The following is a 25,891-nucleotide window of genomic DNA, read 5'->3' as shown; positions in this document are numbered from 1 at the left end:
CCTCCCGTCATAATAGATGAGGATACGGCAACGATCGGGAAGAGAGAGGCATCCCGATCGTCAGCTGTACCGTATAATTAATCCTGTTTATAACGATTATACGCATTCTTGTAAATTTCCATATAGCGCTCTAGGCCCATTTGGTTTATAGTGCTTACGTAGTTATCCCACTCATCGAAGGAGGCGCTGCCGGCAACAAATTTGGCTCTCATCTCCGTTACGTAGCTGTTGATGTCTGCTCCCAGCGTGCCCATATCCTCATTTTCCTCGGCTGTAAAAGAGAAGGCGGGCCATACTTCTTCAGGAACATATGGATCGTATTTTTCAGCGGTTTCAACTGCTTCCGGCCGGCTCTCCGCACCCTTGAAAAATTTCTCTTGGACAACATTCGGATAACCGCCGCCCGGCCATACAACATACTTAATCAATGCTTGCTCGAATGTAAGTCCGCTCGGGTTCTTGGTGATTTCATCCGTATATTCAAACTGTCCGTCTGCCGTGACATGATAAGATTTTCCTTCAAAGCCCATGAAGAACATTTTGCTGCCTTCCTCACCGTACAGGTAATCAATCCAGCGAACCGTTTCAATCGGGTTTGGATTTTTGTCGGTAATGACAAAAGCACCAGGAGTAGCAAGGGGTGAACCGATTGCAGCCCAGATTTGGTCGCCATGCGGCCCTTTTAATGCGGTGGCTCCAATATAATCATCCTGGTTCATCAAAGTATAAGGACTTGTCGTTATGGTGGCTCCATAAACACCTTCCGCACCCTTAGCATAATATTGATTAGCTTGGACAGTAAAAACGTCCTCGCCGATCAATTTTTCCTTATACAGCTTGTTCATGTACTCCAACATTTCTTTATATTTCGGGTCGGTTGGAATAAAGCGGAGTTCTTCGGTTCCCGGCTGGAGATCTACATTGGCATTACGGATTCCGTGATTGCTGAGGCCCCAAGAGCCCTTTAAATAGTTCATCAGGCTATCGACGCCGACACCCATGTAAGGAATTTCGTCCTGTTGTCCGTTTTTGTTCGGATCCTTTTCTTTAAAAGCTTTCAGCATGTTGTAAAAATCATCCGTCGTTTGAGGCTCCTTCAGGCCAAGTTCATCCAGCCAGCTTTGTTTGACCCACATTTTTGCAGAAGAGAGCACAGATTTAAATTCGGGGTCGTAAACGCCAGGGAAGGAGTAGATGTTGCCGTCCGGCATCGTAAGTCCTTTTTTTACGTCAGGGTATTTCTCTAAAAGCGCTTTCAAATTTGGTGCATGTTGATCGATTAAATCATTGAGTTTGATGAAAATGCCCTGTTGACCATATTTCTGAAGATCAGCCAGCGGAATGCCTGCCGTGAAAAAGGCGTGCGGATAATCGCCGCCAGCAAGCAAAATGTTACGCTTTTCCGTCATCGTGTCATTCGGAACCATTTCCCATTCGACTTTGATGTTGGTCATTTTTTCATATTCCTGCCATAGCATTGTCGTGTTCCAATCGGGTGCCGTGGTCGGCGCCTTGCCGGCAATCATCTTCAACGTGATGGGTTCCTTAACAATCGGCAGACCCGTTGGGTTAAAGTTGCTTGAAGCTTCTGGAGCTTCTCCCTCCGCAGGTCCATCAGAACCTCCGCCGCTGCAGCCCGCCAGGATGGAAAAAGACATGATGGCAGCCAGCGATACTTTGAGACCGGATTGAAACAGATTCATGGACTTTCTCATAATACGCCCCCTTAATATATGAATAAAGATTGAATAAAGGTTTAACCTTTGATAGCTCCGATGACCATGCCTTTAACAAAATAGCGCTGAAGAAATGGATACAGTAGTAAAATGGGCAGATTGGCCACAATGACAAGTGCGTATTTGATCGACTCCGCCTCCATAATCGTTTTGGCTAGCGACTCCTCACTAGTCTGGATCATATCTTGCATATTGCTCTGAATTAGAATTTCTCTAAGAAAAAGCTGAAGCGGGTATTTGTCCCTCTCTGTCAGATAGATTAATGCACTGAAGAAGGAGTTCCAGTGAGCAACACTGTAAAAAAGTGTCATGACAGCCAAAATCGGCATCGAGAGAGGTAGGATGATTCTCAGCAAAATTTTGAAGTTACCGCAGCCGTCAATTTGGGCCGATTCCTGAATTTCAAATGGAATGCTCTGCTGGAAGAAGGTGCGCATAATAATGATATTCCAGACAGCCACCGCATTAGGGATAATCAGTGCCCACATCGTGTTGGTCATCCCGAGGTCCTTAACGATCAGATAAGTTGGAATTAAACCGCCGCTAAAGAACATGGTGAAAACAAAAAGCGCAGTGAAGATATTCCGCCCGCGAAAATCTTTTCGCGACAGGGGATAGGCAGCCAAAATGGTCATTCCAACATTCACGATCGTGCCTGCAACGGTATAGAGAATGGTGTTCATATAACCGTTCAGAATTTCCTTGTTCGCAAATACTTTTTCATAGCCCGTGAAATTTATTTCCTTGGGCAGAAGCCACACCTCTCCTTTCACAACGGCAGCCGGGTTGCTGATAGACGCAACGGCCACAAAGATGAGAGGGTACAGGACAATGATCAGTACGATGGCCAGAAGAATATAGTTGATGATGTCAAAGAGGCGGTCGCCCGCAGATTCCTTTACCATAGGCTTGTTTGTCCCACCTTTTTGGATATGAAGTTGACCGTAACGAGCAAAATGAAGTTTATAATCGAATTAAACAGTCCGATGGCAGCAGAGAAGCTGTACTGGGCGCCTAAAATCCCGCTTCGGTACACATATGTCGCGATAACATCTGAGCTGTCCCGGTTAAGATCATTTTGCATAAGGAAGACTTTCTCAAACCCTATAGCCATAATGGAGCCGACATTCATAATAAGCAAAATGATAATAGTTGGCATAATGCCTGGCAGATTGATGTGCCATATTCGTTTTAAACGAGAGGCGCCGTCCACCTTGGCTGCTTCATGAAGCTGCGGATCGATGCCGGTTAGGGCGGCTAAATAAATGATGGAACTCCAGCCCATGGATTGCCAGACACCTGAAAAGACATAAATGGTCTTGAACCATCCGGGTTGAGTCATGAAGGCAACCTGGTCACCGCCAAACAATCGGATGATCGTATTGATCATACCGGAATTCGGATCCAGGAAGATGAATAGCATACCGACAAGCACGACAGTAGACAAAAAGTGGGGGGCATAGGTTACCGTTTGAATGGTCTTTTTAAAGCGCTTACTTCTTACCTCGTTGATCATGAGTGCCAGCAGAATAGGGACAGGGAAGCCCACCGCTAGCTCATAAAGTCCAATCTCCAGGGTGTTCATAATCAATCTCTCAAAATAGTAGCTGTCAAAAAAGCGTTCAAAATGTTTAAAGCCTACCCAAGGACTGTCGGTAATCCCTTTTGATGCGATGAAGTCTTTAAAGGCGATCTGCACTCCATACATGGGTACATAATGAAAAATAATGTAATATACCACAACAGGAAGGATGAGCAGATACAGCTCCCAGTTCTTCCAGACCGTTCTGGTACGGGAGGAGGAGCGGGCGGCAGCCGGCTTTTCTTGGTGTGGTTGTTGCACTTCAGTTTTAATCAAAAACCTCATCACCTCCTTCTCCTGGTTTCAAAATGTGTCGAGTTATTGAAAATTAATGTACAGGAGATTGTCTTTTTTGTACATCTGCAGTAATTTCGGTATCGGCTTTTCTTTACAACTGACATGAATTAATGGTGAAAAACAAAAAAATAAGGTCATATTGCATGAAAGTGATCATATTCGAAAAAAAGTTGTTGACCTTGGTTTGACCAGTGTGATAGATCGACTGATTTGCCGCTGAGATATGGTGAACAAAATAAAGTATCCAACAAATTGTTTGTGAAGTGCCGATTACCAGACAAGTGTAGTTGAGCAAGAGAATATTCTCTTAGTTAAACTCGTGATGGCGGGTATCGTAAAGGAGAAGACTTGTCCATGAAAAACTCAAAGATTTAAAATACGTACCGGAGTATAACCCTGACGGCGAAAAAGAGGTCGCTAAGTTAGCGGCTTTTTTATTTTATAGGCTGGTATTATGCAATACCAATATCGTTCATCAGCAGTCATCGCAGAACACTCTGATTCAGGGAACAACGGCTTATTACCTTACGTCGAGCAACTTGATGGAAAACCGAGTGATAAATCGATTGATCATAGCAAACAAACACGCCATTTGTAATATCTTTGACTTTGACTATCTTTGACATATCATAACTACCTTAAATGAAGAAATGCGGCTTTTTTGTTTTATCGGTACAAGTTCTTGTCCCGAGTTGAGGACAAGAACTTGTACCGATTGCCGTAATGGACCAGAACATGAGCCGATTACCGATTAGATAAGTATCTAACATTGTTTCCATGCAATCTCATTAAGCTAACGGGCAGGATAATTCAAAAGTTTCGCGAACACCCTAAATAATTATGGAATTTTTTGCGAATTTCGTGATTAAGACTAAGACGTTATGTGAAAAGCATGCAACGGTATAAAATCTAATTCTGAGGAAGATAATTCAATGAAGGCGAATAAACCCCTAAAGAGAAAATCCTTCGGTTTTATCGCACAAACAGATCAGATGGGAAGAAAAAAATTATTAGTTTACTTTAATGTGCCAGGTGTACAGTTTAGGTTACCTGGTGGAAATATTGATCCTGGAGAAAACGGCTGAAGAGGCTTTATATAGAGAGATGTTGGGAGAGTCTGGGTTGACTAACTTACTGATGATGAAGAAACTCGGAGTTTAATATTATTACAAGGAATTTATAGATTCAAATGTGGAACGACATGATTTTCTTGCTGCACCAGATAGAAAACCACCAGAAGAGTAGGAATATATTGGGACAGGTGAGCTGTGGTAAAGCGCATTGTCTCCCGTTCGAAAAAGGAAACGACTGTGCTCATTCAATTCAACGCCTTACCACAATGCTTCCCACTCGTGATTCCTAACGATATTTTCACCGGCACCTCTAAATATGTTAAAAAAGATGGTGAGAGCTGGTTTTGAAACGGAATTTGAAATATCTATTGTCCAGCCAGGGGTCTCGATATTAGAGATCACAAATCCTATGAAACAAATTATTCTTGCAACAGATGCTTACTTAAAAGATACTTATGGCATACGTCTTACATGTTATTTTAGTAATTAGAAGGTAAAAGCCAACGTCTAAACACAGACGAAACGGGCAGGTTAATTTAATCCTAATTCCTTCAAACTTAAAAGGTCGATTCAATAATTAATATTACAATGCTTATCATGAACAATCCAAGTGATGAGCATAAGATGCTCCAAAAAACATAGAAATAAATGTGGAAGGACTAGAACATGGTCCCAATGAAAGTCGCTATTTTAGCGGCTTTTTTATTTTATCGGTAAAAGTTCTTGTCTAAAGGCAAGGACAAGAACTTTTGTCGGGGGACAAGAACATGGTCCCATTGAAAGTCGCTATTTTAGCGGCTTTTTTGTTTTATCGGTACAAGTTCTTGTCCCGAGCCAAGGACAAGAACTTGTACCGATTGCCGTAAAGGACAAGAACATGGTCCGATTACCGATTAGATAAGTATCTAATTATGTTTCCATGCAATTTCATTAAGCTAACGGGCAGGTTAGTTTAATATCAGACCCTTCGAATCGTATCTTAATTAAGATGACTAATGGGGAAACATAGTCGAGCTGTTTAACATCGCGAGTATTACTTGTAAAGGAATGCAGCAATATACGGCCTTATTTCCTCCTTATAGAAAAAAAGGCTTCGGTTGAACTAGCTTTATCATTTATTACACCTCATCGTGTATAGATTTGTTTCTATGTTGCAGGTAATCAATGAATCTCTTGACGGCAAGTGATGCTGTTTTTTTATCTCTCATTGCTAGTCCTATCTTACGGTAAGCGGGTATATCCAGTTCTTTCGTTATAATTCGGTATGGAATACGTTGCAGTATAAGCTCTGGCAAAATACTGATTCCCAATCCACTTTCAATCATGGACATAATGGCATAATCATCCCATGTTGTAAAATGTACATTGGGTTTAATGTTACATTTTTCAAAAATCTCCGATATTTCAGCTTTAGCGCCTTTTTCTAAAAGCATGAAGGGATAATCACATAACGCTATTACAGGAAAATGTTCACAGTCGGCCATGGGGTGATCTTCTGGCAAAATGACTAGTAATCTATCCTGCTCCAAAAAAATTGTTTCAAACTCTGGGTTTGTCGGTAGCCGAATAAATCCACAATCCACGCGCCCCTCCAAGATCCAGCTTTCTATTTCGGTATAGTCTCCCAATAATAGCTCATAATCAATATTAGGATAGTCTTTTTGGAACTCCTTGATAATCTTAGGAAGCCAATGCGTTGCCACACTGGAGAACGTTCCAATCCGAATTAACCCGGATTGCAAACCGTTTAGTTCGTCTACCTGAGTTTGTAATTTCTCAAATTCGTTACATACGCTTTGAGCAAAAGGCAACAACTTTAACCCATCAGAAGTCAAACGAACACCAGCACGACCACGTTCAAGAAGTGACACTTGCCATTCCTTTTCTAAATCGTTAATCATGCGGCTGATCCCGGACTGAGAATAATTCAGCACTCCTGCAGCCTTAGTAAAGCTGCCATATTCGACGGTTTTGATAAAAGCCCTATATTTTTGAATATTCATATCCATATTTATTTGTCCTCTTTTCATTTGTTTTTGTCATACTTAACATAATAAATATTCGTTTTTGTTATCTTTAAATATATGATAATCTACCTATGTTGAAAAAACAAATGATGATAACTCATTGTTTAAGATCAAAAAGAAAGCAGGAATCTAAATTGAAGGAAAAACTGTATTTTATGTTCTCGATGATTATCTTCGGCGCAGTAGGCGTATTCGCAAAATATATTGACCTGTCTTCAAGTAAAATTGCGTTCTTTCTAAGTCTAATTGGAGCAGTATTTCTACTTATTATTTTTGTATTTAAGAAAATGAAAGTATCGTGGGACCTTGTACGCACAAACGTCTTAGTTCTTTTGATTGCAGGTATAGCACTAAGCGGGAACTGGATTTTTTTATTTCAAGCGTATAAGGAAACAACAATAGCCAATGCGGCATTAAGTTATTATTTTGCACCTGTCTTGGTAATTATGTTTTCACCTTTTGTGTTAAAAGAAAAATTATCGCTTAAAAAGGTAATGTGTATCGTTGTTGCATTATTAGGATTATTTCTAATACTGCAAAACAGTACAGGGGGTAGCACCGGAAATCATTTGCTTGGAATCGGTTATGGACTGATCGCAGCAGGGTTTTACGCCGTGTTAACCCTGGCAAACAAATTTATTCGGGGTCTGGATGGCCTGACCATTACACTTTTACAACTTGGTTTATCGGTTTTGCTATTATTCCCCTTAGTGTTACTCACCGAAGGATTTAATTTTTCTTCTCTCACTGGGAAGTCGATTTTTGTTTTGCTTTTACTAGGTATTCTTCATGGTGGAATTGGATTTTACATGTTCTTTGCAGGAATGAAAGGATTAAAGGCACAAAGTATTGCCGTATTGAGCTATGTTGATCCACTTACTTCACTGCTGATTTCGCCTTTATCATCAGAGAGGGAATGTCTGTGCAACAACTGATTGGCGCTGCTTTGCTATTAGGTTCCATTTGGATAGGCGAGTCAAGGTCTTCAAGGTCAAACAATGAATAATGAAGAGATATACGGCAATAATACATCTGGTATTGTTATGTATAATATGATTATTATTCGCTATTGTAATTAATTTAAGAATGATAAACTAACTGATGCAGAAAACTTTAAGTGAAAGGATGCATTAATCATGTTTTTTATCAGTGATATTTATACAAGTGCACCATCTGAGTATACGACGGTATTACAAGAAAAAACGTACCGTACCTTGCAAGAATTGCAGATTTCGTTTGAACGTGTAGATACAGACGAGGCAATTACAATGGAAGACTGTGTTCAGATCAACAAAAAGATGAATATGAAGATGGTCAAAACTTTATTTCTTTGCAACCGACAGCAAACAGCATTTTACCTGTTCATCACGGCAGGTGATAAGTCTTTTAAGGCAAAGGAGTTTAGCAATGCATTAGGAGTTTCCCGAGTTTCATTTGCTCCTTCGGATTTAATGGAAAATATGCTAGGAACGAAAATCGGAGCGGCAACGGTATTTGGTGCATTACTTGACAAACAAAATGAGATACAAATTGTTCTTGATAAGGATATTACCTATGAGGAATGGTATGGATGTAGTGATGGTACAACCACAGGTTATATGAAAATTAAAACAGAAGAAATTATTCACAGATTTCTGCCTTTCGTGAAGCATATCCCATCTATTGTTGAAGTGTAACATGGGACTATATCAGAATAGGATTGTTGTAAAGGTTGGAACTTCCACACTGACAAATGAAATAGGACAAAACGACTTGCGTTCTTTTGATCGTCTTGCCTGTGTATTGTCTGATGTTCATAATATGGGCTATGAGATTATCTTAGTATCCTCCGGAGCAATTGCCATAGGTTCAAATAAGCTTCAAATGAAAACGCGGCCTACTTCCATGCGATTGAAGCAGGCTGCGGCGGCGGTGGGACAGTGCAGTATAATGTTTTTGTATGATAAATTTTTTAATGATTACGATAAGACCATAGCGCAAATCCTCCTAAATGCTGAAGATATTGAAATCGAGGAAAAAAAGGAGAATTTAACAAACACTTTTGATGCTTTACTTGAGATGGGTATCATTCCAGTTGTGAACGAGAATGACTCCGTTAGTTATTCCGAAATCGAGTCTGAAGACAGGTTATTTGGCGATAACGATATGCTTTCAGCTATTGTTGCCGTATTATGTAGAGCTCAAAAACTTGTTATTCTATCCGATATTGACGGTTTTTACGACAATGATCCTCGGTTGCATGCTGACGCAAAGCTTATAGAACGGATATACACTATTGATGAGAAAATACAATCATTAGCAGGAGGATCTGGCTCCCGCCGGGGTAGAGGCGGCATGAGAACAAAGTTACAAGCAGCACAGTTGGCAACCATGCAGGGGATTGACACGATCATTACCAATGGCAAGAATCCATCTGCTCTGTATGACATTATTAAAGGAGCGAATGTGGGTACGCTGTTATTAGGAAATCACTCAAAGCGATAGTTCATGAGATTTATCTTATCAATTTAGCTCCCTCGGTAAGAAAGGAAAACAAAATTGAAACTATCAAAGACACAAGCAAATTTGGCTTTAATCATTGTGGCATTTTTGTGGGGAACAAGTTTTACCTTTATCAAGCAAGCCATTGCTGCAGGGATGCCTCCGGGATTGATTAATTCTCTCCGGGGGTTGATTTTTACTTTACTCATATATCTATTCTTTTTCAGAATCATCAATAAAATGACTCGTACTGAATTTCGAGTAGGCGTTTTTGCTGGATTAATCAATTGCATTGTTCTTCAGTTGCAGTCTTCTGGTCTCAAGTTTACAACACCTAGTCATAGTGCTTTTTTAACAGCTATGTATGTTGTTATACTTCCTTTTGTTACATGGCTTATATTTCGAAAGAAACCTGCTAAAAAAAGTTATATTTCAATTGTGCTATGTCTCGTAGGAATGGCATATTTAACTGGAGTAATTGATGATGGATTTCATGTCCAGTTAGGGGATTGGCTTTCTGTCTTAGCCGCTTTAGCCTTATCATTTCAGATTGTATATTATGGACATTTTGCCACTGGTGCACGACCTCAAATCGTTGCGTTTATGTTAGGAATGACTCAATTAATTGTGAGCGGGGTTTATTCGTTAATATTTGAAAGTGAAGGTTACGAATTTATTGATTGGTCACACGCAGTAATACCCCTAATAATATTAGGGGTAAGTGCTTCGTTCGTAGCACAAACGTTACAGATATATAGCCAAAAATACACTGATGTGATTACAACCGGATTAATTTTAATGACTGAATCATTATTTGCGAGTGTTGTATCCATTGCTTTTGGAATTGAACATCTAACAAATAGATTAATAGTCGGAGGGATATTTATTATTACTGGGTTATTAATCATACAGTTTAATATTCAATGGTTAAAGATAAAAGTAAACAAAAATACAAGTTAAGAAAGATAGATAGTACGTTAATTTTCATCACAGAAAATTGCGTTAAACTAACGGAAGACGATAGTTAAACGATCCAGGAGCAGTTCGCCACCGCGGCAACCGCTCCTTTGTTCAGTGAAGTAACTGGCAGGATAGTTGAAACTTGGAACTAACAGGAGTCCCTCTGGAATGGGAACTCCTGTATTGTTTTTTCTCGGAATTTAAGAGCTAGTGTTTCTTCGATTAGATGTATTCGTTCAGGTAAAATTCAGGCGAATTTATGGTATTATTCAGCATGGCTTTTAGCCAGGTTCATATTCTCGTTTTAGACTGTGGGGAGTGATGTGACAAATGACAAAAGGAGTAAAATAAACATGATGGAAATGATTGAATTATGGTTTAAACAATACGGATACCTGGTCTTACTGATAGGATTGCCTTTAGATTTTATAGCACTGCCTATTCCACCTGGAAATACTACGTTAACGTATACTGGATATTTATCCTTTAAAAACGTATTGGATGTTGTACCAGCTTTTTTTATGGCATTAGCAGGGGCGATAGGAGGGATTACAATTACGTACTGCATTGGCTATAAGTTGGGGGCTCCCCTAATAGAACGCTATGGTGGATTGTTGCTTTTAAAGCCCTCTTCTATACAGAAGGTCCGTCATTATTATAATAAATACGGAGATAGACTGTTGCTTATCGGTTTTTTTATTCCAGGGATTCGGCAATTTATCGGATATTTCATTGGCGTTATTCGCGTCCCTTTCCGTAATGTTATTCTCTATGCGTATACAGGGGCTTGCCTATGGGTGATTGTATTTTTTTCGATTGGTTATTTATTCGGAGATCAATGGAATTCTGTATTCGATCTTGTGGAAAATTATATTAAAATAATATTTATTGGAGTAGGATGTATCTTCGGCGGCTATCTCATTCTGATTTGGCTTAAGCGTCGTAAAATGAGTCAACACAAAAATCGTTTCGGTGGAGGCGAACAATAATGGATTGTAGATTGCTCCTGGTAGATGACGAGACAGGGCTGTTGGATATGTTGAATTACCTTTTAACAAAAGAGGGCTTTAAGGACGTTACTTTTGCTACTACGGCCCAAGAAGCGCTTGATTGTGTACATGCAATGAATTTTGATCTAATCGTGCTAGATATTATGTTGCCCGATTTGGATGGTTTCGAACTGTGTCGGCGTCTACGCGAAGTGACGAGCGTACCGATTTTATTCTTGACGGCGCGGACTCTGGATATGGATAAAATTATGGGACTTACTATCGGTGGCGACGATTATATTACTAAGCCGTTTAATCCATTAGAGGTAGTAGCGAGAATTAAAGCTCAATTACGCCGTAAAAATATGTCAGATCGAAAAAAAACCAACAATGAAGTATACGATTTTGGGGCCTTTCAATTGTATAAGCAAGAGGGAAGATTAATGGTGAACCGGCAGGAAATCAACTGTCCGGCCAAAGAGTTTGAATTATTGCTGTTTCTGTGCGAGAATCCAAATCAAATATTCAGTGTATCACACCTATACGAGCGAATTTGGGGAATGGAAAGCTTTGGAGAAGAGAATACGGTGATGGTTCATATCCGACGGTTACGCCAAAAAATCGAAATAAATCCAAATGATCCGAAATGGATTGTCAACATTAGGGGAATGGGCTATAAGCTCCTTAGCTCGCCGAAGGGGTCAAACTAGTGAGTCTTCAAAAGAAATTAATGTTTCATTATGTTGCAGTTATCGTGGCAGTCATGCTATTTTCGTATGTCGCGTCTTCCATTACTCTTTTAATGTTGTTCGGTTTTGACATAAGTTTTTTCGGAGAAAGGCTGGCGTGGTCAGGATTATTTGATGACTCATTTATATTATCTGTTTTTCTTCTGTCTTTTTCTTTGTTTTTTTTCGGAACAACCTTTATGTATGGTCGCAAGCTGAGTGAGCCCCTGTTTTTTTACCTGAATTGGATTGAACGACTATCACAGGGGAATTATTTCGCTTTAGAAATGCCGAGATCGAGAAGAAATAAATCACCGATGGGATTTCGTCTCTTTCACGAGTTGACCGAAAAAATGAAGCAACTATCCGATCGTTTGTCCGCGAGCGAGAACGAACGAATGGTTCTGGAGAACTTACGCCGAGATTGGACTTCAGGCGTGACGCATGACTTGAAAACACCACTTTCTTATATTCAGGGATATTCGACGATGTTGCTATCCGATGAGCACCAATGGACCATTCAAGAACAGAGGAAGTTTATAGCGATTATACAGGAAAAAGCCGATCATATGCACCGTCTTATCGAAGATTTAAGCGATGCATTCCGATTTGAGAGCGGTGCTGTACGACCGACTATGAAACGAACAGATATCGTTTCGTTCGCGATAAAAGTTATAGAAGATATACGTCAACTACCCGCAGCCCGGAAGCAGCAAATTCGATTCGAGGTGGCTGAAGAATCTATATATTACGAGTTTGACGAAAAGTTAATAGGGAGAGCATTGGTCAATCTATTGATAAATGCTGTTCTTCATAACCCGCCTGAAACGATCATAACTATGACCGTGCAAAGGAACAATTATTTGTGTATTACGATTTCTGATAATGGTATCGGGATGAATGAAAATGAGAAAAACAACCTCTTTCAGCGATACTATCGCGGGACGTCAACGGAAGCACCTATTGGCGGTACAGGACTCGGCATGGCGATAGCAGAACGGTTTATCGCAGCGCACCACGGCATGATCAACATTCAAAGCGCGCCAGGGGAAGGGACTGCAGTTACAATCCTTCTTCCGTTATGATCGGCTTTCGAGAATAACGTTCCGTAAGGCAAACGCAGGAAGACAGGATGCTATGCATTCTGGCCAACAAAGAAGAAAATTCCTCCGATAATAACGATTACGATAAACCATTTCATTGCGACTGATAAGCTAGGTGTTGGACCGTCTTGCAAAATCTTAATGCCTAGAGGCGTCAACGCAACGCAAAGACCAATCACGGCAACTAAAGTGTCCCAACTGGTGCCTTTGAGAACTCCTAAACTGTGTATCCCCATTAATCCCAACGCGATTGAGTAGGGTAGATTGAGTGTGCGAGAACGGAAAGCGCCGATCGCAAGAACGAACCATCCAATCATGCCGGAAAACAGGATTGTAGCGATAACATAAAATCCCTGGTAATTATATGCGTAAGATTCACTTATAAAAGTAGTTGCGAGCTCTAAGCCTTGGAATTGAACTAGCCAATAAGCAAGATTATCCACACCGGCATGATACATGCGCGCAAAGAGTCCCATAATCGCGAGGATGCCGCCCCATAAAGCCCATCCTGGCTTTTTTGCGCCTATTAGCCTGACAAGTGCAAGGATACCAGGCCACATAACAATAATGCCGGCTGCGAATAATCCATAGGACGCCGCCATCAGTGTCGGTTGCTCTTTAAAGGCTGCAAGTTGATCAGGATAGTAAAAGTGGTACTTTACCCTGAGAAGTTCCCCGGCAAGAAGAAGAATCGGCCCCAGTACCAGCGACAATCCTCCAATCCATCTACCTGGAAACCAGCTTTCTGCATTGATTTTTTCATTTGGCGAAACAATACTCTTCATCTAAATTCTCCTTCTTGTAAATTAATTGTGCTTCTCACTTGCTATTACTAAAATAAGCTTTAAAATTAAATTCTCAATTAAGGACAGCTAAATGGACTCGAAATTTTACATGAACATAACCTGAACATGGTTATCATAACAACCGATATAATGGAAAGTTAAATCGATTGATTGTTAAGCTATCTGGGAACGATAGCTGGAACAATATAACACGGCAGCCACCCAAACGTCGGCTGCCGTTGTTTATTGAAGTAAAGGGCAGGATAGTTGAATAGAGGGAGGCTTAACTTAGTTGGGAGTAGGAGCTTGCTAACGATCGTCCTTACTATAGTTAAGAATTAATACTCAACTTAGCGCCGATCGAGTGTTGTCTATTTTCCGTACTTGGAGAACCAATCGGCACACAGGTTAATTACATCGCTCGGCTTCTTGTTTGAATCCCACAAGTACGCATTTTATGAATAATCATATGCTTTTTTGACGAGTGCGACCAAGGGCTAACTCTCACGAGCACGATCAAAAAAGGGGCTCTCGTTCCAATAACTCCCGTCGAAAATCACTGACTGTCCTTGTCAGCAATTATTGTGTACACTTGAATCAGGAGGCGATTCATGTGGTAAAAAAATCGAGTGACTTGCCGGTTATGTCCTTTGCCGATCCACTGTCTTTTGAGAGTTGGCTCGACGATAATTATACCTCGCCCGGCATCCGATTACAGATTGCGAAAAAAAATTCCGGCGTCGTTACGATTTCATATAACGAAGCGCTCGATGTTGCCTTATGTTACGGATGGGTTGACAGTCAGAAAGAAGCGTTAGATGAGAAAACATGGCTGCAGCGGTTCACTCCGCGCGGGGCCAAGAGCACCTGGTCGAAAGTCAATAAAGATAAAACCGAACAGCTGATTACAACAGGGCGAATGAAGACTCCCGGATATCAGGCAATTGAAGTGGCCAAAAAAAACGGGAACTGGGATAAAGCCTACGAATCTCAAAGCATCGCCTCGCTGCCTGAGGACTTCGCGATCGAGTTGGAGCGCAATGCCCAGGCTAAGGCGTTCTACGATACGCTCGACAGACAAAATAAATATTCAATCGGATTTCGAATTAACAACGCCAAAAAACAAGAAACCCGAGAGAAGCGGATCCGGCAGTTCATCCAGATGCTTGAGAAAGGCGAAAAAATATATCCTTAACGCCCTTGATATATCCAACTCATCAAAGGAAGGTATGGCGAACGATGTCCAAAGCAGACCATATGCTGTCCATTCTGTGGTTACTCCGGTCAGGTAGACGAATGACCGCTAAGCAGCTCGCGAACGAGCTGGAGATCCATCTTCGTACGGTATACCGATACATCGATTCGTTGTGTGCCAGCGGGGTCCCCATTATAGCGGACTCAGGGCCAAACGGAGGTTATCGAATACTCAATCGGTTCACGGAGTCCCCCCTAATGTTCGATATGGAAGAGCAAAAGGCGCTAGCTCACGCTTCAACGTTCGCTCACGAGACGGGTTACCCGTTCAAAGATGAGCTCAATCGGGCGATTAACAAGCTGAAGCGCTATACGAACGAAGAGCAGCTTGATCAAATCGAGCGCCATATGGAAGGTATCACCATCATTAATCCGCCAATCGAAGAGATGCAAAGGAATTGGCTTCGGATTTTGGAAGATGCGGCTGCTGGGGGCAGATCTGTGGAGATCGTGTACGACAACGGCAAGCGAGAGACCCCTAGCATCCGCGAAATCGACCCTTACGGCATTGTACATTGGAAAGGGAGTTGGTATGCCGTCGGGTATTGCAACCTTCGGAAGGCGATACGCAGCTTAAGGGTGGATCGCATTTCCCGAATCACACTGCGTGATCGTTATTTCGAGCGGCCTTCCGAGTTCTCTGCAAAAGATTTTCTGCTGCTCAACTTGCTGCCAGGCGCTTCGGATTCAGAATCTCTCTTAACAGTGAAGATCCGGGGCTATGAGCAGGCGCTGGATCTCTTATGCCAGCATTGGCTATTCAGCCATACGCTTGTCGAACGTAAAGAGGGACAGGCCTTATTCAAGCTTAGCCTGTCTTCTTTGGAATCCTATGTTCCTTACTTTCTTCTCCCTTACGGGAAATCGCTGGTCATTCTCGAACCGGACATGCTTATTGAAAGGCTAGTGGAAGTAAGTCGCGATATTGCGGCACATTACGAATCGATGCTATCGGTTCGAATCCCAGATAGCAAAGGATGAACGATGTGAACAAATACGCCATGTATGGAAAATTGATTGCCCACCCTGGTCAACGAGACGAGCTCGTACAGACGATGCTGGAAGCGGCCAATCAGCTTGATTCTATGGAAGGCTGTGAATTGTATATCATTAATGTTTCGGTAGACGATCCGGACGTAGTTTGGATCACGGAGCTTTGGAGAGACGCCGAAGCGCATGCCGCTTCTCTTCAAGATGAGAATGTATTGGCGTTGATCCGGAAATGCAAGCCGTTGATTGCCGGCGCGGAACCGATAAAGCTGCGGCCGGTAGGCGGCAAAGGAATCTAGAGTCAGGTTCATGAAAAGAAGAGGTAGTTCCTTATTCGAGGAACTGCCCCTTCTTTTCATAGCGGCCGAAAGAAAACCAGTATAGAAATACTGACCGTAACTGTCAGCGATAGCGAGATATGATTAGCAAGAAAGAAAAACTTAATCAAGAAAGAAGGGTCTATCCATGGCTGCACGATTTGAAATGAATCAGGTAATGAATTTAGTGCCCCAAGGAGTAAAGCTTCTAGGTGAGCTGGACGCGTATACGAAGTCGACTGATCTTGATCCAAAGCTTCGCGAACTGGTCAAAATCAGGGCATCGCAAATCAACGGCTGCGTATATTGCCTATCTTATCACTCAGCTGATGCGCGAAAATCAGGGGAATCCGAAATGCGGCTTTATTGTCTCAGTGCATGGGAAGAAAGCAATCTTTACTCGGAAATGGAGAAGGCGGCATTGGAACTTACAGAGCATGTAACATTATTGCCGTCGCTTAAAGTGCCGGATCATGTGTACCATAATGTCAGGAAGTACTTTTCGGAAACACAGTACATCAATCTAACGATGTTGATCGTGATGATAAACAGTTGGAACAGGATGTCGGTTGCGATGGGATTCACTCCAGAAGCAGAATGAGTTAAGTGTAAGAGGCGCTGAAAAACAGCCAATGATTCTTGAACTTATTCGCGTGGAAAGCTAACGGATTGCCGGAGTGTGGGGGCTCACGAATTTAGGAGAGGTTGTCGGGTCAAAGCGTAAGGATTAAACTAACGGGATACGATAGCTCAAGCAGAAAAGGGAGCAGGCCACCGCGGCTCTGCTCCAATGTTCGTTGAACTAACGGGCAGATTAGTGGAATATTTCAAGATAAATTTTGTGGTAGTATGGTAGTATGTGAAAGAAGTTTAGGGTAGATAATGAATCATGAATTTCAGATATTGAATTCAAAGGAGAAAAACAAATGCTCAATACCGAACAAGTAAAAACATCAGTTACTTCAAATGACTTTCCTGGAAGGTGGATAGGTGGGGTTGCATTAATTCTAGGACCTTTATTACTTATGGTTGGTGTGGCACTTCGGTATAAGTTTAATTTTTTCTTTCCAGATCAACTTGTAGCATTTAAGGAACATCCTACAATAATTATCGCATCATATAGTGCTTTCGCAGCTGGAAATATTCTTTTGCTGCCTGCCGTAATTTTACTTTCAAAAATGATTAGCATTAAAAGACCAGGTTGGGCATTCTGGGGTGCAACATTCGCAATCTTTGGTTTACTTACTCGCACATTTCATGCGGGTATTGATCATCTTGCTTTCCAATTGGTTCGCCAACAAAACGTGGATATCGCAACAAAAGTGATTGCTAATTCTTACGGTGCATTTCATATTTTTAAGACTTTTAATCTTGCCATTATGATCGGATGGATCGTCCTCGCAATCGGCTCGTATAGATCTGGTGTATTGAAGATCTATCAATGTGTTGCACTAGCCCTTATGTCGACACTTCCTCTTGGTGTTCTAAAAGGTAGCACGACATTTTCTTTCATTGCGACTGCGGGGCTTTGTGTCGCATTATTACCATTAGGATTTAAAGTTCTTACAGAGGGACCTAAGCCTAAATTGAAGACCTTATTTATATGGATAATCCTAACATTTCTGCTTATAGGATTCTTTTATTTTTTTGGTCAGGCTGGTTAAGTGGATAAAACAGCGATCTCCTATTCAACTAACGGGGAACGATAGCTCAATAAGAACAGGCAGCCGATCAACGTGGATCGGCTGCTTTTGTTCAGTTTATAAAGGGATAAGTTAAGTGGGGAATGTTATCAAGTTCTTGTCATCTGTCGGGGGACAAGAACATAGTCCCATAGAAAGTCGCTAAAATAGCGGCTTTTTTGTTTTATCGGTACAAGTTCTTGTCCCGAGCCGAGGACAAGAACTTGTACCGATTGCCGTAAAGGACAAGAACATATTCCGATTACCGATTAGATAAGTTTTTATATATTTACACTTCTCTAATTCTTTAAGCTAACGTCAAAATAAGATGGCAGCTGATCATTGTGATCGGCTGCTTTTGTTCAACTAACGGGCAGTATAATGGAATAACCAGGAAGGGACTCTAAGAGGGCTCTTTTTTTAAGTGAGAGAAACGGCAAAGGACATCCGTCTATAATATATGAAGTTCAGATGATGAGCAGGGAGGATGGTTATGGCAGACCCGTCACAGGACGTTACGCTGGTCAGTCAAGTACTGGCTGGCGACAAGAGGAGCTTTACACAGCTGGTGGATACGCACAAAAATAAAATATACGGCCTATTACGAGGCCTGGGTGCTAGCCCGCAGGATGCCCAGGACTACACGCAGGAGGCTTTTCTGAGAGCTTACCGCAAGCTGGCGGGCTTCAGGGAGGAATCGAACTTCGCCTCATGGCTGTACGCCATCGCCGTGAATGTGATGAAGGATGCGGGGCGGAGAAAAAAGCCTGAGCCGGTAGAAGCTGATGTGCTGATCCGGGTGCAGCATCATCACACCGAAACGCCGGAATCGGCTTATCTCCGCAAGGAAACCGGCGGGGAAGTACAGCAATTACTGCAGCAGCTGCCGGATAAATATCGGATCGTGCTGCTGCTGCGATATACGAATGAACTAAGCTATGACGAAATTGCCGCTATTGCCGGCATTGAGGTGAATCAAGTGCGCGCAAGCCAATTCCGGGTCTTGAAAACGTGGATCCGGAGAGCTACTGGAGCTTGGAGATGCCTTAACCTTAGGATTCCGTATGTTTTTATTGTATTTTGACATTGAGCAGAAAAAAGAGTACCTTCTATTCGGTAAAAACCGATTAAAGGTACTCTTTTTTGCAATCTTAGTCAAAGCAGGAAATATGAATATAATCATGAGAAATATCTTATAGTTCGTGATGATAGGATTTGGAATGCCATTTCGCAAATGACAATTACAAAGAGTCGATTCTACAGACGGTCGTTTTAATCTTTTGGCGTGACATGCCGGGGAGATGACAATCCGATATGCTAATGGTACTGGAGCAAATTCGTCACAAAACCTTTGCTACAACGGTGGCCCTTGTTCAGCGGTTACTTACCCTCCAACCACAGGATGGGGGGAATTCACTACTATAAATGTGAATGTGAATCTAACTACTAGAGATAACATCATAAGACTAGCAAAAGGTTCAAGTGGATATGCCGAGCTTGATAGTATCACTCTGAACTAGTATCAAAAAATACCGTAAGCGCGCATAACGAACCCTCCTAAACATATTACATTAGAATTGGCGTTCTGACTGAAGAAGTCTGAACTCCAACTTTCGTCGAAATGCATTAGATTTTTATTTTCGAAAGGTAATCGCATAGGTAAATCACAGAGAAAATGGCATGTCATCAATAGAAGAAGAACGATAATGTGGTGGATAGTTTTAATATTAAGAGCCAAGCAAACATTTGAAAGATTATCTTTCATGATTTGTGATGGTACAAAAAAACGAATCTAGTGTGTGAGTGATGTCTAATGAGACAAAAGTGTCTACATTCAATAATGCTGAAAAGTCTGATTAATCGGGCTTTTTTTGTTTTTATGTATTCAAAATTGTGTCATGAAAAAATGCACAAAAGTGACCACATTGTTGGATTATGATATAAATGTGGCTACATTGAGCAATAGAAACTTTCAGTACATCCTTAAGGAGATGCAATGGTCGTTAAACTTACAAATAACCTGAAAATCTAGTTATGAAAAATTTAAATTGAGAGTACCCCTTCTGGTGAAGTATGCCTGAGTTTGTATAGCATTATATCGAACTTGAATGATGTTTGGTTGTGCAGTACTTGCGAGAGAGTGTTTATATTTGAAGATCAAAAATTGATAAAGTCCTAGATGGCTGAGTTGTAGTGCTGTAAACACCACATGCGAGTGTACCGCTCCATGTGGTTTGTTTTTTTATTGTTTAGTTCTAAGAGAATACTGGGCTGTTGGGTGACAAAAACATAGTAACATTTAGAAGCCGCTAACTAATTATGCGGCTTTTTATATTTATGTTATCAAGTTCTTGTCAAAACAAAATGACAAGAACTTGATAACATTCCCGACTGATGACAAGAACATTGTTACATATGATTTCATCGAAGGCAGCAGACGCCTTTTTATTAAGCTAACGGGCAGTTTAGTGTGAATTGGTGTGTAACTAATGCTTGTCTCTTTTCGTTATTTAGAGTAAGCGTATAAATGGGCTTAGCATCAAGAAGGAAAGATAATGCAAAAGGAGTGATTAAGTGAAAGGAAAGTTTTATAAAATTACTGGAATAATATTTGTGATCTTTTCTGGTATTCTGTATACCTTGGAACGATGTGCAAACTGGATTGCTAGTGGACTATCAGCACAAGGATTAGCATCTTTTTCTGGTAACGGATCTTTGAGTGAACCATGGGTGGATCTCAAAGATAATGTTTTTGTAATCCCTTTTCTGGTTATTGGAATTGTTTCGTTTTTGTATGGACTCTATAGAAATTTTAATATTCGCGGTCATTAAGCTTACGGGAAACGTTAGTTGAATAAAGATGAGAAGGCAGCTTGGTCAGATTGATCAGCTGCCGTGGAATATTTATATAGCATTCACGAATGGAGTGATAAGATGATCGGGAGGATCATACGAGTTTTGGAACAAAATCTGCTTCTCGCTATCAGCATTTTTTACCCCTCGTCCGTGGGGAGCTCACTTAGAGGCCAATACAAGTGTCGAGGGACAAGAACATGGTCCCATAGAAAGTCGCTAAAATGATATTATCCCCTTTAAGTAGACAGTGTGTAAAAAGCGCATTAAAGTCTACTTTCATGGGCGAAATACGAAAGACATATGACATCGAATTCAAGCGCAAGGCTGTTGCGATGTTCCTGGAGGAAGGTCCGACCGAGGAAGAGCTTATTATGGCGATTGAACAATATATCTATTTTTACAACCACGAACGTTTTCAACAAAAACTAAACAACCTTAGTCCAATTGAGTTCCGAACTAAGGTTGCTTAAGGCTGCCTTTTTAAGGCTTGTCTACTTGACAGGGTTAAGTTCAAAAGCTTCTTATTCACTTCCAAGGTACACATGCAATTTCAGAAAGCGATTATCTATGGACCACAAGTAGTGTAGCAGAATATTCACTAAATGGCGGTAGCTGGACCCCGCTTCCATTTGATCAACAAGTTAAATTTCAACCAGGTGATGTGGTAGATGTTCGTGAAGCAGCTGGTAGCGTCAAATGTATTTGTCCCACGGATCAAAATTAAAAAGGGAGGATGATGGTGAATCGGAGAAGCCCCTGAGAAAAACATGATCATTGCTGGCTTCATCACAGCAGTTAGTTTATTTGGAGACGCCAAGTTATATGCCGTGTCGGCGGTAAACAGTTTGGCAGATTGGGGCTTTATTTTCGATCAATCGGTTTGTTCGTATACCGATACATCCACTCATCAAGCCTCGAACACTTAAGAGATATCAGTAACTACCGTACAACGAAGTATTATAAAATATTATGAATTTGATCATAATTTAACATTATTTAGGATAATTAAGGGAATATTAGAATATGTTAGGATATGCCAGTATTTAGTCTGTTATATTAGGATGATCTTGATTTTCAGAGGTTTGATTATACATTTAATTAACTTATAATACCAGAAACTCAGGGAGGGAGTAAATGTGAATAACAATCGAGATAATGAACGAGAGGAACTTGAAAAAAAACTAGGGAAGGAGTATGAAAAAAATGCGATTTTAAATTTTTCTCAATCAATTGGAAAAGCAATCATTGGCCATCAAACAGGATGCTTGACTACTCTGATAGCGATAATCATTATATTCCTTATTTTTTTCCTGAAAAAGTAATTTTCTAAGGAGGACTAATAAATGAAGAAATTATTAACATTTGTTTTAATTATGTTTATATTAATGTCTACAAATCTATTTGTATTGTCCACACATGCACAAGAAAAAGATTCAAATGTTGAAACTGATATTCCGGAACTTAATAATAGGATCATTCTCGAATCTTATGATGTTATTGATGACATGAATATCCTACGTCAAGAAGCAACTATTGATTCACCAACGACCATTCAAACAGAAGTTACAAGCTTTCTTAACGGAAATGAGTTACCGGTTTACACTGCAATTGAAAAAACTCACAAACTGAGGAATTCATTGACAGGTGAGGAATCATATTTATACAGAGTAACTACTTTTTCAGAGGTTTATGAGAGCGATTTCATTGCTAATGCAATAATTGATCCAAAGACAAGAGAAGATGGCTCAATAAGTGTTAGATCAACTGCTAGAGCGTATTATGAAGGTGAACTTGAAAAAGGTGGTAACACTTTTTATAGAATATCAAAATGGGAAGGGAATTATGAAAGAATATCCAACGATGTCCGAATTACTGAACCAGTAGTATGGGCCGAAGCAGTTGGAGAAACTTTTGATGGAGATTTAATAAAATGGACGCATAAAGAAGTAAATATACTTTCTGAAAATAAATATTATTCACTAATTCCATCCTGGGCAGACGAATATGTGATTTCTACAGTGGGAATGGGTCAAGAAGGTGGCACACATATGATCCTGATGAGAGACTCTGGCTTAAAATGGGAGTTTGAAGTAAGACTAAAATATGGTTTTGAGTCAACATAATTAAAGTTCTATGCTATCTACTTCCTCCCTGAGCAACAAATAATCTTAAAGGTGATGATTTTAAATGAGGTTTTTGAAATTATCTTTGACCACAATGTTGATGTTCTTGTTCTCAATTTCTTATGCCAGTGCACATGAAATAGATTATGATAAGCGTTTATATTTTGAAACATCTCCTGGCAGTAATCTTTATAGTAAAATGAATATTTATTTAGTGAGTAAAGATGCTTCTTGGTGGAGTGTTCCGCATGCACATCAAAAATTTTATTTTGGTTGGTCAACAGTAAAAAACTCTAGACTTGAATATTTCAATATATGGGATCAAGATCAAGACATTATATTTCAATATTCTGGCAGTACTAAAACAACTGATTATGATAACTCAATTAATACCACTGAACATATCTATAAAGGCGATAATTACTTAAGGATGAGGGTCAAAAACTTAGATACTTATATTAATAATAGTGGTATAAAGGAGGATTATTACTGGTATGAAGATACTTATTGGGAGAACGTTTAAGAATAGAAGAATCGGATTAGTATTAACAATTATTGTCATGGTAGTTTTGTGTTTTAATACAAATAATACCAATGCTGATGAACAATCTGACATTGAAATTAAATGGGAAAACTCACATCTATCTATTGAGGAGATAGTAAATATTGATGGTGTTCGGAAAATATTTATTTGGGATTATTGGAGAAATGATAACGGCCATTGGCGAAAAGAGTTAAGAAGTATTGATGGACAAATGCAGAACAATAATTATTATATGATTTATAATGGTGATACTACTACAGAATATATTCCCCAGGTAGACTCTTACATTATTTCGAAAAATAATGATGGGAAACAGGTTGAGGCTAATGTATTTATTCAACCCCAATTGACTGAAAGAATAAAAGATGAATTATCCCGTAATCCGTCGTTGCGTACCATGGAAAATGAAGAAGGAGTCAAGATTTTAAAAGATCAACAAAATAACGTATCTTATTGGATGAATTTTAAAAACCAAGTTATAAAATATGAAAAAAGAGATAGTGGAGATGTTTTACAAAAGGCTTATAGGATAATAGATTACACTGATCTTAATAATCAAAAGAATATTATTAATACTAAGTTGATAACCCCCATTATACCAAATAATGCTAAAGTACATTATTTACCAGAGCAAAATAATGTAGAGTAATAAGTTAGGAGTACAGTAGAATATTTTGTTGGAATCATAGCTACAAGTTCATTTAACAACAAGTATACGATATCCATGTCAGATATGAAAGAGTGCCCCCAGCATTAGGCTGAGAGGGCACTTCTTCTTCATAATAAGGACAAAGAACTCTGTCACTTTTACAGATGGTTCTAAATTAGTTCAATACGACAATTACTATATTCGAAGTGAATTATATAATTAAAGAAGTTGAACCCATTCAAGAAGATCTCAATTCCTCACAACAAGTATTAGCAGCTGGTTTTGTATATAAAGGAGCAGTAAAAAATTCGACTGAGATATTATATACCACTGCCTCTGCAGTAGCAGGTGTACTTGCTTCCTTTATAGGCGGACCTTTTACTGGAAAAGTATTAGGAGTACTTGTAAGCGTTGGCGGTTACTATTTTTCTTTGCATGCGCAAAGCTGGTCATAGCCCTGTCAAGTAGACATCCAAAACTTTAACATTGAAAAGCAAAAAAGTTATCGCATGCCATAGGTGTCGAGGGACAAGAACATGGTCTCAATGAAAGTGAAGTGACCCCCAAAAGTTAGACACGGTTATTTCATTAGGCAGCTTTCTCAAAATGAGTTCGGTACTGTACCGGTTGCCAAATTAAGCCAGTTATCGATAAAGTGTATCATTTGGAAGAGACTGCGCAAGCATTCTCGTACCTGCAAGGCGGAAGTGCAAAAGGAAAGGTAGTCATTAAAATAAAGTAACTCCTATGCTTAGTGGCTATGTATACGAACATTTTAACCATCTATGATTCGAGAAAATGTAGGTATTAATGAAAAGTGAGTTCTGGAATAAATAATCAGGAATGCTGATTCTGCATGATGACAGGATCCTTGCTTAGATTAATTTACTTTTTGTCGAGGGACAAGAACATGTCCAATTGAAAGTCGCTAATTTAGCGGCTTTTTTGTTATGGCTTTAGCCAGTTGAGTGCGTGAAACGCGCGAAACAAAAAACCACCCGCTATGCGGGTGGAGGGATTGAGGGTTTGACCACTGAGACCATTCCAATAAAATTGAGATGTTCAGGCTCAAAGAAAGGAATGGTCTCAAATGGCAACCAAGAGCTACAGCCTAGCTCACACAAAGTGGATGTGTAAATACCACATTGTATTTACCCCGAAGTATAGACGGAAAGAGATCTATAATCAAGTAAGAAGAGACTTAATAGAAATTTTCAAACGCTTATGTAAGTACAAAGGAGTAGAAATTATAGAAGGCCACATGATGCCCGATCAGGTCCATATGTTGGTGGCTATCCCGCCGAAAATTTCAGTCTCATCATTCATGGGATATCTAAAGGGGAAAAGTTCGTTAATCATCTTCGAGAAGCATGCACAACTAAAATATAAATACGGGAATCGAAAATTTTGGGCAGAAGGATATTATGTGAGTACAGTAGGTTTAGTGTCGGGTGACAAAAACATAGTTACATTAGAAGCTGCTGATTATGCGGCTTTTTATATTTATGTTATCAAGTTCTTGTCAAAACACAATGACAAGAACTTGATAACATTCCCGACGGATGACAAGAACATTGTTACATTCCCGATATGATTTCATCAACGGCGGCAAACAAAGATGATTAGACGCCTTTTTATTAAACTAACGGGCAGATTACTCTAGAAATTAGAGGTAACGAAATGGGGTTGAACGAACTAATAAATGAGGTATAAAA

28 protein-coding genes are annotated in these 25,891 nt (G+C 40.1%); 23 read left to right on the top strand and 5 right to left on the bottom strand.

The features are described from left to right. Positions 1–77: 77 nt before the first annotated feature. From PAEVO_RS08270 to PAEVO_RS08260, 3 genes are read right to left on the bottom strand one after another with little or no spacing between them, the layout of a single operon-like run. Positions 78–1,715, bottom strand: coding sequence for an extracellular solute-binding protein (locus PAEVO_RS08270; protein WP_243390684.1), 1,638 nt, complete (start codon positions 1,713–1,715; stop codon positions 78–80). A 41-nt stretch (positions 1,716–1,756) separates the two neighbouring features. Further along, positions 1,757–2,641, bottom strand: coding sequence for a carbohydrate ABC transporter permease (locus PAEVO_RS08265; RefSeq protein WP_100537121.1), 885 nt, complete (start codon positions 2,639–2,641; stop codon positions 1,757–1,759). Beyond that, positions 2,635–3,603: an ABC transporter permease gene (locus PAEVO_RS08260; protein WP_100537120.1), complete on the bottom strand. Its 969-nt coding sequence runs from the start codon at positions 3,601–3,603 to the stop codon at positions 2,635–2,637. The genes PAEVO_RS08265 and PAEVO_RS08260 overlap by 7 nt, the downstream gene beginning before the upstream one ends. A gap of 944 nt (positions 3,604–4,547) precedes the next feature. Here PAEVO_RS08260 and PAEVO_RS33730 point away from each other — a divergent pair. Continuing rightward, the gene (locus PAEVO_RS33730; RefSeq protein WP_165789634.1) at positions 4,548–4,700 is read left to right on the top strand and encodes a hypothetical protein; all 153 of its coding nucleotides are present in this window, start codon (positions 4,548–4,550) and stop codon (positions 4,698–4,700) included. 1,106 nt (positions 4,701–5,806) lie between these two features. On the opposite strand, the gene PAEVO_RS08255 is transcribed toward PAEVO_RS33730, so the two are convergent. Continuing rightward, a complete protein-coding gene (locus PAEVO_RS08255) occupies positions 5,807–6,691 on the bottom strand; it encodes a LysR family transcriptional regulator (RefSeq protein ID WP_207797499.1) in 885 nt (294 codons plus the stop codon). Positions 6,692–6,849: 158 nt separating this feature from the next. Here PAEVO_RS08255 and PAEVO_RS08250 point away from each other — a divergent pair, with 158 nt between their 5' ends. The 7 genes from PAEVO_RS08250 to PAEVO_RS08220 all read left to right on the top strand — a co-directional run bounded on the left by PAEVO_RS08250 (position 6,850) and on the right by PAEVO_RS08220 (position 12,958). After that, positions 6,850–7,650: a DMT family transporter gene (locus PAEVO_RS08250; protein WP_347708102.1), complete on the top strand. Its 801-nt coding sequence runs from the start codon at positions 6,850–6,852 to the stop codon at positions 7,648–7,650. Between the two features lie 201 nt (positions 7,651–7,851). Further along, positions 7,852–8,391 carry a prolyl-tRNA synthetase associated domain-containing protein gene (locus tag PAEVO_RS08245; RefSeq protein WP_100537118.1) on the top strand — a complete coding sequence of 180 codons (540 nt, stop codon included), beginning with the start codon at positions 7,852–7,854 and terminating at the stop codon, positions 8,389–8,391. 1 nt (position 8,392) lies between these two features. Beyond that, the gene (gene proB / locus PAEVO_RS08240; protein WP_100537117.1) at positions 8,393–9,199 is read left to right on the top strand and encodes a glutamate 5-kinase; all 807 of its coding nucleotides are present in this window, start codon (positions 8,393–8,395) and stop codon (positions 9,197–9,199) included. A gap of 54 nt (positions 9,200–9,253) precedes the next feature. Next, complete coding sequence (locus PAEVO_RS08235; protein WP_100537116.1) at positions 9,254–10,156, top strand: DMT family transporter; 903 nt, start codon at positions 9,254–9,256, stop codon at positions 10,154–10,156. A gap of 353 nt (positions 10,157–10,509) precedes the next feature. After that, positions 10,510–11,145 (top strand): DedA family protein, encoded by a 636-nt coding sequence (locus tag PAEVO_RS08230; protein WP_326118389.1) that lies wholly within the window; start codon positions 10,510–10,512, stop codon positions 11,143–11,145. Beyond that, a complete protein-coding gene (locus PAEVO_RS08225) occupies positions 11,145–11,855 on the top strand; it encodes a response regulator transcription factor (RefSeq protein WP_100537115.1) in 711 nt (236 codons plus the stop codon). The genes PAEVO_RS08230 and PAEVO_RS08225 overlap by 1 nt, the downstream gene beginning before the upstream one ends. After that, positions 11,855–12,958, top strand: a complete 1,104-nt coding sequence (locus PAEVO_RS08220) for a sensor histidine kinase (protein WP_100537114.1) — start codon at positions 11,855–11,857, stop codon at positions 12,956–12,958. The genes PAEVO_RS08225 and PAEVO_RS08220 overlap by 1 nt, the downstream gene beginning before the upstream one ends. A 50-nt stretch (positions 12,959–13,008) precedes the next feature. Here the strand turns inward: PAEVO_RS08220 and PAEVO_RS08215 are convergent, their stop codons facing one another. Beyond that, positions 13,009–13,761 (bottom strand): hypothetical protein, encoded by a 753-nt coding sequence (locus PAEVO_RS08215; protein ID WP_243390683.1) that lies wholly within the window; start codon positions 13,759–13,761, stop codon positions 13,009–13,011. A 613-nt stretch (positions 13,762–14,374) separates the two neighbouring features. Between PAEVO_RS08215 and PAEVO_RS08210 the strand changes: the two genes are divergently transcribed. The 15 genes from PAEVO_RS08210 to tnpA all read left to right on the top strand — a co-directional run bounded on the left by PAEVO_RS08210 (position 14,375) and on the right by tnpA (position 25,770). Beyond that, complete coding sequence (locus PAEVO_RS08210; RefSeq protein WP_100537113.1) at positions 14,375–14,956, top strand: YdeI/OmpD-associated family protein; 582 nt, start codon at positions 14,375–14,377, stop codon at positions 14,954–14,956. A gap of 44 nt (positions 14,957–15,000) precedes the next feature. Then, positions 15,001–15,996: a helix-turn-helix transcriptional regulator gene (locus PAEVO_RS08205; RefSeq protein WP_100537112.1), complete on the top strand. Its 996-nt coding sequence runs from the start codon at positions 15,001–15,003 to the stop codon at positions 15,994–15,996. Between the two features lie 20 nt (positions 15,997–16,016). Next, positions 16,017–16,304, top strand: coding sequence for a putative quinol monooxygenase (locus PAEVO_RS08200; protein ID WP_243390682.1), 288 nt, complete (start codon positions 16,017–16,019; stop codon positions 16,302–16,304). A 166-nt stretch (positions 16,305–16,470) separates the two neighbouring features. Further along, entirely contained in the window at positions 16,471–16,923 is a 453-nt protein-coding gene (locus PAEVO_RS08195; protein WP_411829508.1) for a carboxymuconolactone decarboxylase family protein, read from the top strand. 325 nt (positions 16,924–17,248) lie between these two features. Continuing rightward, the gene (locus tag PAEVO_RS08190; protein ID WP_243390681.1) at positions 17,249–17,986 is read left to right on the top strand and encodes a fatty acid desaturase family protein; all 738 of its coding nucleotides are present in this window, start codon (positions 17,249–17,251) and stop codon (positions 17,984–17,986) included. A gap of 511 nt (positions 17,987–18,497) precedes the next feature. Beyond that, positions 18,498–19,088, top strand: a complete 591-nt coding sequence (locus PAEVO_RS08185) for an RNA polymerase sigma factor (RefSeq protein ID WP_165789633.1) — start codon at positions 18,498–18,500, stop codon at positions 19,086–19,088. Positions 19,089–20,578: 1,490 nt separating this feature from the next. After that, entirely contained in the window at positions 20,579–20,836 is a 258-nt protein-coding gene (locus PAEVO_RS33465; protein WP_133120309.1) for a hypothetical protein, read from the top strand. A gap of 245 nt (positions 20,837–21,081) precedes the next feature. After that, the gene (locus tag PAEVO_RS34860; RefSeq protein WP_481856488.1) at positions 21,082–21,330 is read left to right on the top strand and encodes an IS3 family transposase; all 249 of its coding nucleotides are present in this window, start codon (positions 21,082–21,084) and stop codon (positions 21,328–21,330) included. A 666-nt stretch (positions 21,331–21,996) separates the two neighbouring features. After that, positions 21,997–22,182: a hypothetical protein gene (locus PAEVO_RS08175; RefSeq protein ID WP_100537109.1), complete on the top strand. Its 186-nt coding sequence runs from the start codon at positions 21,997–21,999 to the stop codon at positions 22,180–22,182. A gap of 21 nt (positions 22,183–22,203) precedes the next feature. Further along, positions 22,204–22,983, top strand: coding sequence for a hypothetical protein (locus PAEVO_RS08170; protein WP_100537108.1), 780 nt, complete (start codon positions 22,204–22,206; stop codon positions 22,981–22,983). 64 nt (positions 22,984–23,047) lie between these two features. Further along, the gene (locus tag PAEVO_RS08165) at positions 23,048–23,506 is read left to right on the top strand and encodes a hypothetical protein (RefSeq protein ID WP_100537107.1); all 459 of its coding nucleotides are present in this window, start codon (positions 23,048–23,050) and stop codon (positions 23,504–23,506) included. Further along, the gene (locus PAEVO_RS08160; RefSeq protein ID WP_100537106.1) at positions 23,478–24,176 is read left to right on the top strand and encodes a hypothetical protein; all 699 of its coding nucleotides are present in this window, start codon (positions 23,478–23,480) and stop codon (positions 24,174–24,176) included. The genes PAEVO_RS08165 and PAEVO_RS08160 overlap by 29 nt, the downstream gene beginning before the upstream one ends. Positions 24,177–24,382: 206 nt before the next feature. Further along, positions 24,383–24,631 (top strand): hypothetical protein, encoded by a 249-nt coding sequence (locus tag PAEVO_RS33460; protein ID WP_133120308.1) that lies wholly within the window; start codon positions 24,383–24,385, stop codon positions 24,629–24,631. Between the two features lie 179 nt (positions 24,632–24,810). Next, positions 24,811–24,918, top strand: a complete 108-nt coding sequence (locus PAEVO_RS34605) for a zinc-binding dehydrogenase (protein WP_100537105.1) — start codon at positions 24,811–24,813, stop codon at positions 24,916–24,918. Between the two features lie 348 nt (positions 24,919–25,266). Then, positions 25,267–25,770: an IS200/IS605 family transposase gene (gene tnpA / locus PAEVO_RS08150; RefSeq protein ID WP_411830446.1), complete on the top strand. Its 504-nt coding sequence runs from the start codon at positions 25,267–25,269 to the stop codon at positions 25,768–25,770. The last annotated feature ends 121 nt before the right edge of the window (positions 25,771–25,891 follow it).

It is taken from the genome of Paenibacillus sp. GM2FR (assembly GCF_002803325.1).
Classification (GTDB): Bacteria; Bacillota; Bacilli; order Paenibacillales; family Paenibacillaceae; genus Paenibacillus_AQ; species Paenibacillus_AQ lautus.
The sequence above is the reverse complement of the archived record's forward strand: the minus strand, read 5'-3'. Positions and strand labels throughout refer to the sequence as shown.

Coding starts and splice junctions, on each gene's coding strand:
- PAEVO_RS08270 (WP_243390684.1), bottom strand. CDS start 1,715: ATGAGAAAGTCCATGAATCTGTTTCAATCCGGTCTCAAAGTATCGCTG.
- PAEVO_RS08265 (WP_100537121.1), bottom strand. CDS start 2,641: ATGGTAAAGGAATCTGCGGGCGACCGCCTCTTTGACATCATCAACTAT.
- PAEVO_RS08260 (WP_100537120.1), bottom strand. CDS start 3,603: ATGAGGTTTTTGATTAAAACTGAAGTGCAACAACCACACCAAGAAAAG.
- PAEVO_RS33730 (WP_165789634.1), top strand. CDS start 4,548: ATGAAGGCGAATAAACCCCTAAAGAGAAAATCCTTCGGTTTTATCGCA.
- PAEVO_RS08255 (WP_207797499.1), bottom strand. CDS start 6,691: ATGAATATTCAAAAATATAGGGCTTTTATCAAAACCGTCGAATATGGC.
- PAEVO_RS08245 (WP_100537118.1), top strand. CDS start 7,852: ATGTTTTTTATCAGTGATATTTATACAAGTGCACCATCTGAGTATACG.
- proB (WP_100537117.1), top strand. CDS start 8,393: ATGGGACTATATCAGAATAGGATTGTTGTAAAGGTTGGAACTTCCACA.
- PAEVO_RS08230 (WP_326118389.1), top strand. CDS start 10,510: ATGATGGAAATGATTGAATTATGGTTTAAACAATACGGATACCTGGTC.
- PAEVO_RS08225 (WP_100537115.1), top strand. CDS start 11,145: ATGGATTGTAGATTGCTCCTGGTAGATGACGAGACAGGGCTGTTGGAT.
- PAEVO_RS08215 (WP_243390683.1), bottom strand. CDS start 13,761: ATGAAGAGTATTGTTTCGCCAAATGAAAAAATCAATGCAGAAAGCTGG.
- PAEVO_RS08205 (WP_100537112.1), top strand. CDS start 15,001: ATGTCCAAAGCAGACCATATGCTGTCCATTCTGTGGTTACTCCGGTCA.
- PAEVO_RS08200 (WP_243390682.1), top strand. CDS start 16,017: ATGTATGGAAAATTGATTGCCCACCCTGGTCAACGAGACGAGCTCGTA.
- PAEVO_RS08195 (WP_411829508.1), top strand. CDS start 16,471: ATGGCTGCACGATTTGAAATGAATCAGGTAATGAATTTAGTGCCCCAA.
- PAEVO_RS08190 (WP_243390681.1), top strand. CDS start 17,249: ATGCTCAATACCGAACAAGTAAAAACATCAGTTACTTCAAATGACTTT.
- PAEVO_RS08185 (WP_165789633.1), top strand. CDS start 18,498: ATGGCAGACCCGTCACAGGACGTTACGCTGGTCAGTCAAGTACTGGCT.
- PAEVO_RS34860 (WP_481856488.1), top strand. CDS start 21,082: ATGATATTATCCCCTTTAAGTAGACAGTGTGTAAAAAGCGCATTAAAG.
- PAEVO_RS08170 (WP_100537108.1), top strand. CDS start 22,204: ATGAAGAAATTATTAACATTTGTTTTAATTATGTTTATATTAATGTCT.
- PAEVO_RS08165 (WP_100537107.1), top strand. CDS start 23,048: ATGAGGTTTTTGAAATTATCTTTGACCACAATGTTGATGTTCTTGTTC.
- PAEVO_RS08160 (WP_100537106.1), top strand. CDS start 23,478: ATGAAGATACTTATTGGGAGAACGTTTAAGAATAGAAGAATCGGATTA.
- tnpA (WP_411830446.1), top strand. CDS start 25,267: ATGGCAACCAAGAGCTACAGCCTAGCTCACACAAAGTGGATGTGTAAA.